Source organism: Marinobacter sp. DY40_1A1 (genome assembly GCF_016597815.1).
GTDB classification, from domain to species: domain Bacteria; phylum Pseudomonadota; class Gammaproteobacteria; order Pseudomonadales; family Oleiphilaceae; genus Marinobacter; species Marinobacter xiaoshiensis.
In genome coordinates this window covers 1-6,501 of the sequence record NZ_VCHA01000013.1, presented here as the reverse complement: position 1 = coordinate 6,501, position 6,501 = coordinate 1, and the positions used below count along the sequence as shown (strand labels likewise).

The following is a 6,501-nucleotide window of genomic DNA, read 5'->3' as shown; positions in this document are numbered from 1 at the left end:
ACGTTTTCGGTAAGGGCGGGTTACGCTTACGTTGTTCATAGATAGTGTCCACTAAAGAATAAGTGGACACTATCTTGAAGCCTTCGGCATCACACTCAAGATGGGTTTGCCGGACGCTTACCACCGTTCAGCCGGTTTTAGCCGATTGAACGCTAACCACTAGCGAATGGCAAGGGCCAATCCGTGAGGAACGGTCTGGAGGAAGCCGCTAGCAAAACTGCGAGCTGATGAACAAGAACATCATATGAGGCGTAGGCCGGAGGCGAGTTGGCACAAGACGACGAAGCCGCGTGATCTAACGGCCACCGTAAATGATGCGGTTGTGCAGTGACAGTGCATGTTCTTATCTGGGGAGATCTGTTCAACGAGCGATCGGTCAATTACCAGTCAGGCCACTGGTCGATCAAGCCTGGGCGCAGCCGTTGCCATCGGCGGTTGCGAGCGAACGAGGTGGACACCGATAGCGCCGATGGGGGTAACCCTGCCGGTGATTGAGCAGAAGTCAGCAGCGGCCATAGTAGCCAAACGCCCGTCGTAATGGACGGGACAGGGTGAAGGGCCTAACACCGGGAATATAAGGAGGAGCCTTGACCGACTTGAACACACGAATGCCGTCCGGCAGTGACGTGGCTCAGCGTACGGCCATGAAGCCAGCCTTTAGCAACGATCTACTCGATGCCGTACTGCAACGGGCTAACCTACAACAAGCCTGGAAACAGGTTCGAGCCAACAAGGGAGCGGCGGGGGTCGATGGCATGACCATCGATGAATTTCCCGCTTGGGTAAAGGCCGGCCACTGGAGCGTGGTCGAGCAGTCGATTCGCTTGGGCGATTATCAACCAGCGCCAGTGAGGCGGGTTGAGATCGACAAGCCGGACGGTGGCAAGCGACAGCTTGGTATCCCGACGGTGACAGACCGGGTGATTCAGCAAGCCATTGCCCAGATCCTGATGCCCCTGTTCGGCCCGGGATTTTCAACGGACAGCTACGGCTTCCGTCCGGGCCGGAACGCGCACCAGGCGGTGCGACGAGTGCAAAGCATTCTCAAGGAAAGGAAGCGCTTTGCCGTGGATGTGGACCTGTCGAAGTTCTTCGACCGGGTTAATCATGACCTGCTGATGACGCACCTGGGCCACAAGGTTCGGGACAAGCGCCTGCTGGCCCTGATTGCCCGGTACCTGCGAGCTGGGATTATCGATAACCAGCTCTATCTGGAGAGTCGGGAAGGTGTACCTCAGGGTGGCCCATTGTCACCTCTGCTGGCTAACATCATGCTTGACCCGCTGGATAAAGAACTGGAACGACGGGGCCATCGGTTTGCCCGTTATGCGGATGACTTCACCATTGTGGTGAACAGCCGACGCGCAGGCGACCGGGTGCTGGCCAGCATCAGCCACTACTTGGAACATCGTCTGAAACTGACGGTCAACACGGCCAAGAGCCGCGTAGTCAGAACCAATGACAGCAAGTTCCTGGGCTTTACCTTCAAGGGAACCCAGATCCATTGGCACCCGGACACGTTGCATAAGTTCAAGCAGCGCATCCGGGTACTGACGAACCGGAACTGGGGCGTGTCGATGCACTACCAGCTCTTCAAGGTCAGCCAGTACCTCCTTGGCTGGATCAACTACTTTGGCATTGCCACTGGCTACCAACGCTGCTGCGATCTGGATCATTGGATCCGCCGTCGCGTCCGGATGGCTTACTGGCGACAGTGGCGTAAGCCGCGCACCAAAGTGAGAAACCTGATGAGGCTGGGTGTGCATGTGCAGTCTGCCGTGGCATGCGGCATCACCAGTAAAGGTCCATGGCGCAGCTCCAAAACTCCGGGCATTCAACAGGCTCTGTCGAACGACTACCTGAAAGCCGAAGGATTGGTATCGCTTCGCGATGGATGGATCAGGCTTCACCATTCCCGGTGAAACGCCCTGTGCGGACCCGCATGCAGGGTGTTGTGGGGGCTGAGGGTTAGATACCCTCGGCTACCCGATTATGCATTTTTTGGCCATCCCGATAAAACTTTCTTAATAGCACCGCTTTCTTCATATTTTTCTCTAATATGAGGATACAGTTCATCAACGAATTTTTGCCTTGTGCTAACCGAATCAAACCATTTTTTTGGAAAACCATCGAACACATCAACTATTGACTGAGATATCTCACCAACATTGTCCAATGTCGCTATTTCCCATAACTCTGGAGTGAAATATTCATCACCAAACCCGCCACCACATAGGAGTGGGACATTAATGGGAAAATTACGGACATAACGTGAATCTATCTCATCAACAATACATGTTATATCAAATGTTAAGTTTTCACCGTATGAAGCTGAACCCAAGATTAATTGATGAATACCTTCCCCATAAAAGCGATAAAAATACAACCCCTTCAAGTGTTTAAAACCACGATCGGCTAAGTTATCAACTAGACCATGTTTTTTGGCCTCTCTCAAAAACTGAATGCCGGTTGTCAATTTTTTGTACTCACCATTTTGCATAACGCGAAGGTAACCGGCGCCGGAGCGCCAGCGAAGGGAACCAAAAGCCGTAAGCTTTTGGTGTCCGGTTGACCGCCTGGTTATGAGTTCCCAGATACCTCAAGGTCTTCTCCGAACATGATTCGATGACCCTCTGGTGTTGCTACACCAAACTCACGTAAGCCCCAAGCCTTATCCGATATTGCCTGAAAAATCTCGGCACCGCGTTGCTGATAGTCGTGATAGAGGTCGTCAATGCCCACACAGTTCACATACGCGAAGTACGAATGGTCATGCGTATCACGCGCCAAAAGCTCATCCGGACAATGCCCCAACATGATATGAAAACTGCCAAGACTCAAGAACGACCAGCCGTCCACACGGAACCGGACGGAAAACCCAAGCTTGTCGAGAAAATAGCTCTCGGTCGTCTCAAGATCCCTGACCGCGAGAACATGCTGAGTTGCTTTTACGTCAAACACTTATGACTCCCTTCACGAGCATGGACACTCATAACGCCCGGCTCACGCGCCGGTTTGGAGCCGCGAAGCGGCGGAAAAACGGTCGCAGTGCAGCCGATTGTTATGTGCTATTGGCTACACAATTCCTCCAAATCTATCGGCCCTAGGTCAACCGGCGGCACAGTATTTAATTCCGCTCTCACGGGAATAGTTATCGGTCTATCTTCCCCAGGATCGTTCACTCTCCATTCGCCGAAACCGCCGTGATGGACGAAAGTTCCTTCTATTGGTGCAACAGAGTGAGAGCTCCTTATTTCGATCTTGGCTCTGTTCTTTTCGACTTCTCCTGACACTGTAGGGCTTGGGTCTGAACCGAAGCTTGAATCAATTTTCGCAGTGCCTCTAGCAGACCCGAAATGCAAACCACAAATTTCATTACCCTGCTGGATCAGGTATAGCTCAAAGTAATCGTCATACTGCTCGACACCATTTTTAGGGTACACAATACTCCAAGAGCCTGTGAAATCTTCAGCCGCCACTGACGTGGCTGAAATTAAAACCAAAAACATAAATACTCTGACGATCATATTTCCCTCATAACGCTGAGCACAGCGGCGACCCGACAGGGGCGTCCGGCGGCCATCGGCCGCGTACTGATGCGGCTGGTTATACGTAATCACGAGTGAGGCATGACCATTGGAACCCTGAACTGGATTCTTGATTCCGAGCTTTTGGTCTCGCTAGAGCTACCCTTGCCACCGATACCAATTGATCCGACGGAAATACCTGCTTTTGCAGAGGCTTCTGTACCCTCGGTGGCGTGAACAGCAACATCGAAGGTGATTTCCTCGACAAATCGAAGTGGTGAATTGTCTTTGTTTTCAGACAATACCCCGTAATGCTTGGCATTTGCTGAATGATTGATCGATACATTCCGTGGGTTGACCAAGGCCTCGGAATCCTTCAATTCCGAGCTTGCCTCTTCAATGCCTTGAGCTATTTGAACCAAGGTTTCCCTGATAAAGTCCTTTAATTCCATAGATCCCTCCGATGGTCATTCAAAACGTATAACGCTTTGGTTTAGCGGCGACTACGGAGCGCAGCGTAGTAGGCGTCCGGTGTAGGGCCGTCAGGCCCGGAACGTACTACAACTACTGGTTATGACTGTAGCCCGAAGACGATGAGAAATTTTATCCCAAGGCTGGCGGCGATGCCCAAGATAATGATGGTGTAAAACGCGAGCGAATTACCGTGGTACCTGTCAATGAGCCAGAAAAAAATGAATCCCGTTAACAGGTCGTAAACGAGGGTGATGCCGAGGCTCATGCCTACCAGAGCCGAGAACCCATCTATGACAGCAAGCACCAAACCGACGGCTAAAAAGGAACCTGCATAAATTGCTGCTGTCTGCCCAGGACGAGCGGTGTTCATTACGTGGCGAATGCAGTAGATCAGTATTGCTAATTTCAGAACTAAACCCAATTTACCTCTCCTTAGTAGTCATAACGCCTGCATAAACGGCGGCTTTTACGCAGCGAAGCGGAGAAAAGGCCGTCCGGTGGAGGGCCTTCGGCCCGGAACGAATTTAATGCACTGGTTATATTTTTCTAACGAATTTGAAAATTGCTATACCAATAAGAAACGAGACAAGCGTCCAAAGCGAGGCCAACGCCGCAACCCCCAAAGCCTCCGCAAGACCAATAGCGCTTCCACTTGCGATGCTCACGCCAGCAAAGCATAGCAAAGTCAAAGCGATTTCTCGGCGGGTGGTGTCGCCTCCGCAGCGCACTACAAAAATATAGTGTGCAACAAAAACCGAGAGAGCAGAGATTCCAGCACAAATACCGACAACGAAAGTCAAAAGCTGGAAGACTCCGATACACCCAAACTTTGGGTCACATGATTGAGCCAGATAGAGGTGACCAGCGTTCCAGAGAGTAACGGGGGTCAACACAGCGAAAAAAACCAATGCTGCGATTTTAAGACTTACTCTCAAGTTCTCTCCAAATATAACGCCAACGTTCAGCGGCCGGTTTGGAGTGCAACGGAAAACCGGTCCGGTGGAGGCCCGTAGGGCCGGAACGTACTGCAACTACTGGTTAGGTTGTGGCTTAGCCACTTGGCACATCAGATGACACAACCCTTATGATTTTACCGTTACCGACTAACCGGCCGCCTTCCTGAATGCGCCATGTCAGGCCAGGAAATAGATCTACCACATAGCCTTCAGGCATCAGGAAATGGATTGTAGTCGCCTTCGACTGGCCTGGCTCAATCCATTCGTCGTTGGCTACGGTAACTTGCCCTATTCTCATTTCCGTATTATCTGCTGACCCAAAATTATGATTGGGCCTGTAGCCTGACGTGATGCCTTTTCTGAGACCGGATTCAGTAGTGGGCAACAGTGATACTTCTGCTTCAACTTTTATCGAATACCACTTGTCGTCGCTTCCCATAAAAGAACCTAACGCCAAAAATAAGCGGCGACCCGACAGGGGCGTCCGGTGGACGGCCGCCAGGCCGGGAACGAACTTGATTGATTTGTTAAATGTCGTCACGCCATTCGCTATGCTGACACACCCTATCGTACTCAAGCCATGGCACGTCGTGCGACACCCAAATGTGGGCCTCAGGCTTCAAACCGGGATCATCGTCCAGAGTGGCTGCCCGAACAATTACGTGTGGCTGTGCAGGCCTCTCGGCTACCAAATGAGAACCACAGCGTTTGCAGAAGTGGCGCAATTTGCCAGGAGATGATTCGAACGTAGAAATAGAGTTTATGCCGCTGAGCCAGCGGAAATTCTCGCGCTTTACTCCCGCAGTGGAGGCAAATGGGGCCGCATGGGCTTTACGACAAGTTTTGCAATGGCAATGCACAATGGGCATATCCACAGAGTCTATTTCGTAACTTATCTCGCCACACAAACAGCTTCCCTTCAGCCCCATGGGACATCTCCTTCTGTACATTTAACGCTTGCAGCATGCGCGCCTACGAAATGGAGCCGAAGGCGCAATGTAGTAGGCGTCGCCGTGCCTGCACTTGTTAGCCCACCTGCCCGCTAATTGGATCCTCTAGATGATAAATCACAAGGCGGACTGCCAAGACAATCGCAGGCAACATCAAGATTAACGGGATAACGAATGTGATCCAAGGCACAAGGCTTATCGGCCCTATCAACAGACCCACTATTGGTATGGATTTGTGGAGTTTTTTGGAGCGCGCCCAACTTACACCCATCAGAACAAATATAAGCCATGTGACTGGTGAAAGAACAAGCGAAAAGGTGGCTAGTGGTTGCATTAACCAGTTCATCTGCCCCCAATGGAGCCCGAGATAGAGATTCGGCAAAGTGAATACCGCTGCAGCAAAAAATGGCAGTATGGCAGACAAGAAAACGTTTAAATAGCGTCGGACTCTCAGGCTCATTTTCATATTTGGCTAACGCTGAGCTTAGCGGCGCCACGTCAGTGGCGTCCGGTGGACGGCCCTCCGGGCCGGGAACGTACTACAGCGACTTGTTAGAAAAGCCATGGACAGCCATTCTCGGAACAGCCGATTAA

The 6,501-nt window shown here is 51.5% G+C and carries 9 protein-coding genes; 1 reads left to right on the top strand and 8 read right to left on the bottom strand.

Going from position 1 to position 6,501, the window contains the following annotated elements; all coding sequences use genetic code 11:
* The first annotated feature begins 587 nt into the window (after window positions 1-587).
* The gene (gene ltrA / locus FFI61_RS17600; RefSeq protein ID WP_227715047.1) at window positions 588-1,922 is read left to right on the top strand and encodes a group II intron reverse transcriptase/maturase; all 1,335 of its coding nucleotides are present in this window, start codon (window positions 588-590) and stop codon (window positions 1,920-1,922) included.
* A 68-nt stretch (window positions 1,923-1,990) separates the two neighbouring features.
* Here ltrA and FFI61_RS17595 read toward each other — a convergent pair whose 3' ends face one another.
* The 8 genes from FFI61_RS17595 to FFI61_RS17560 all read right to left on the bottom strand — a co-directional run bounded on the left by FFI61_RS17595 (window position 1,991) and on the right by FFI61_RS17560 (window position 5,886).
* Window positions 1,991-2,500 (bottom strand): hypothetical protein, encoded by a 510-nt coding sequence (locus tag FFI61_RS17595; RefSeq protein WP_200371911.1) that lies wholly within the window; start codon window positions 2,498-2,500, stop codon window positions 1,991-1,993.
* 80 nt (window positions 2,501-2,580) lie between these two features.
* Window positions 2,581-2,961, bottom strand: coding sequence for a VOC family protein (locus FFI61_RS17590; protein WP_200371910.1), 381 nt, complete (start codon window positions 2,959-2,961; stop codon window positions 2,581-2,583).
* 107 nt (window positions 2,962-3,068) lie between these two features.
* Entirely contained in the window at window positions 3,069-3,527 is a 459-nt protein-coding gene (locus FFI61_RS17585; RefSeq protein ID WP_200371909.1) for a hypothetical protein, read from the bottom strand.
* Between the two features lie 89 nt (window positions 3,528-3,616).
* The gene (locus FFI61_RS17580; protein ID WP_200371908.1) at window positions 3,617-3,979 is read right to left on the bottom strand and encodes a trypco2 family protein; all 363 of its coding nucleotides are present in this window, start codon (window positions 3,977-3,979) and stop codon (window positions 3,617-3,619) included.
* A gap of 119 nt (window positions 3,980-4,098) precedes the next feature.
* On the bottom strand, window positions 4,099-4,422 hold the full coding sequence (locus FFI61_RS17575) for a hypothetical protein (protein WP_200371891.1): 324 nt from the start codon (window positions 4,420-4,422) through the stop codon (window positions 4,099-4,101).
* Between the two features lie 115 nt (window positions 4,423-4,537).
* The gene (locus FFI61_RS17570; RefSeq protein ID WP_200371907.1) at window positions 4,538-4,936 is read right to left on the bottom strand and encodes a hypothetical protein; all 399 of its coding nucleotides are present in this window, start codon (window positions 4,934-4,936) and stop codon (window positions 4,538-4,540) included.
* Between the two features lie 115 nt (window positions 4,937-5,051).
* Window positions 5,052-5,255: a hypothetical protein gene (locus FFI61_RS17900; protein WP_227715046.1), complete on the bottom strand. Its 204-nt coding sequence runs from the start codon at window positions 5,253-5,255 to the stop codon at window positions 5,052-5,054.
* A 229-nt stretch (window positions 5,256-5,484) separates the two neighbouring features.
* Window positions 5,485-5,886: a GFA family protein gene (locus FFI61_RS17560; RefSeq protein WP_200371905.1), complete on the bottom strand. Its 402-nt coding sequence runs from the start codon at window positions 5,884-5,886 to the stop codon at window positions 5,485-5,487.
* Window positions 5,887-6,501 lie beyond the last annotated feature (615 nt).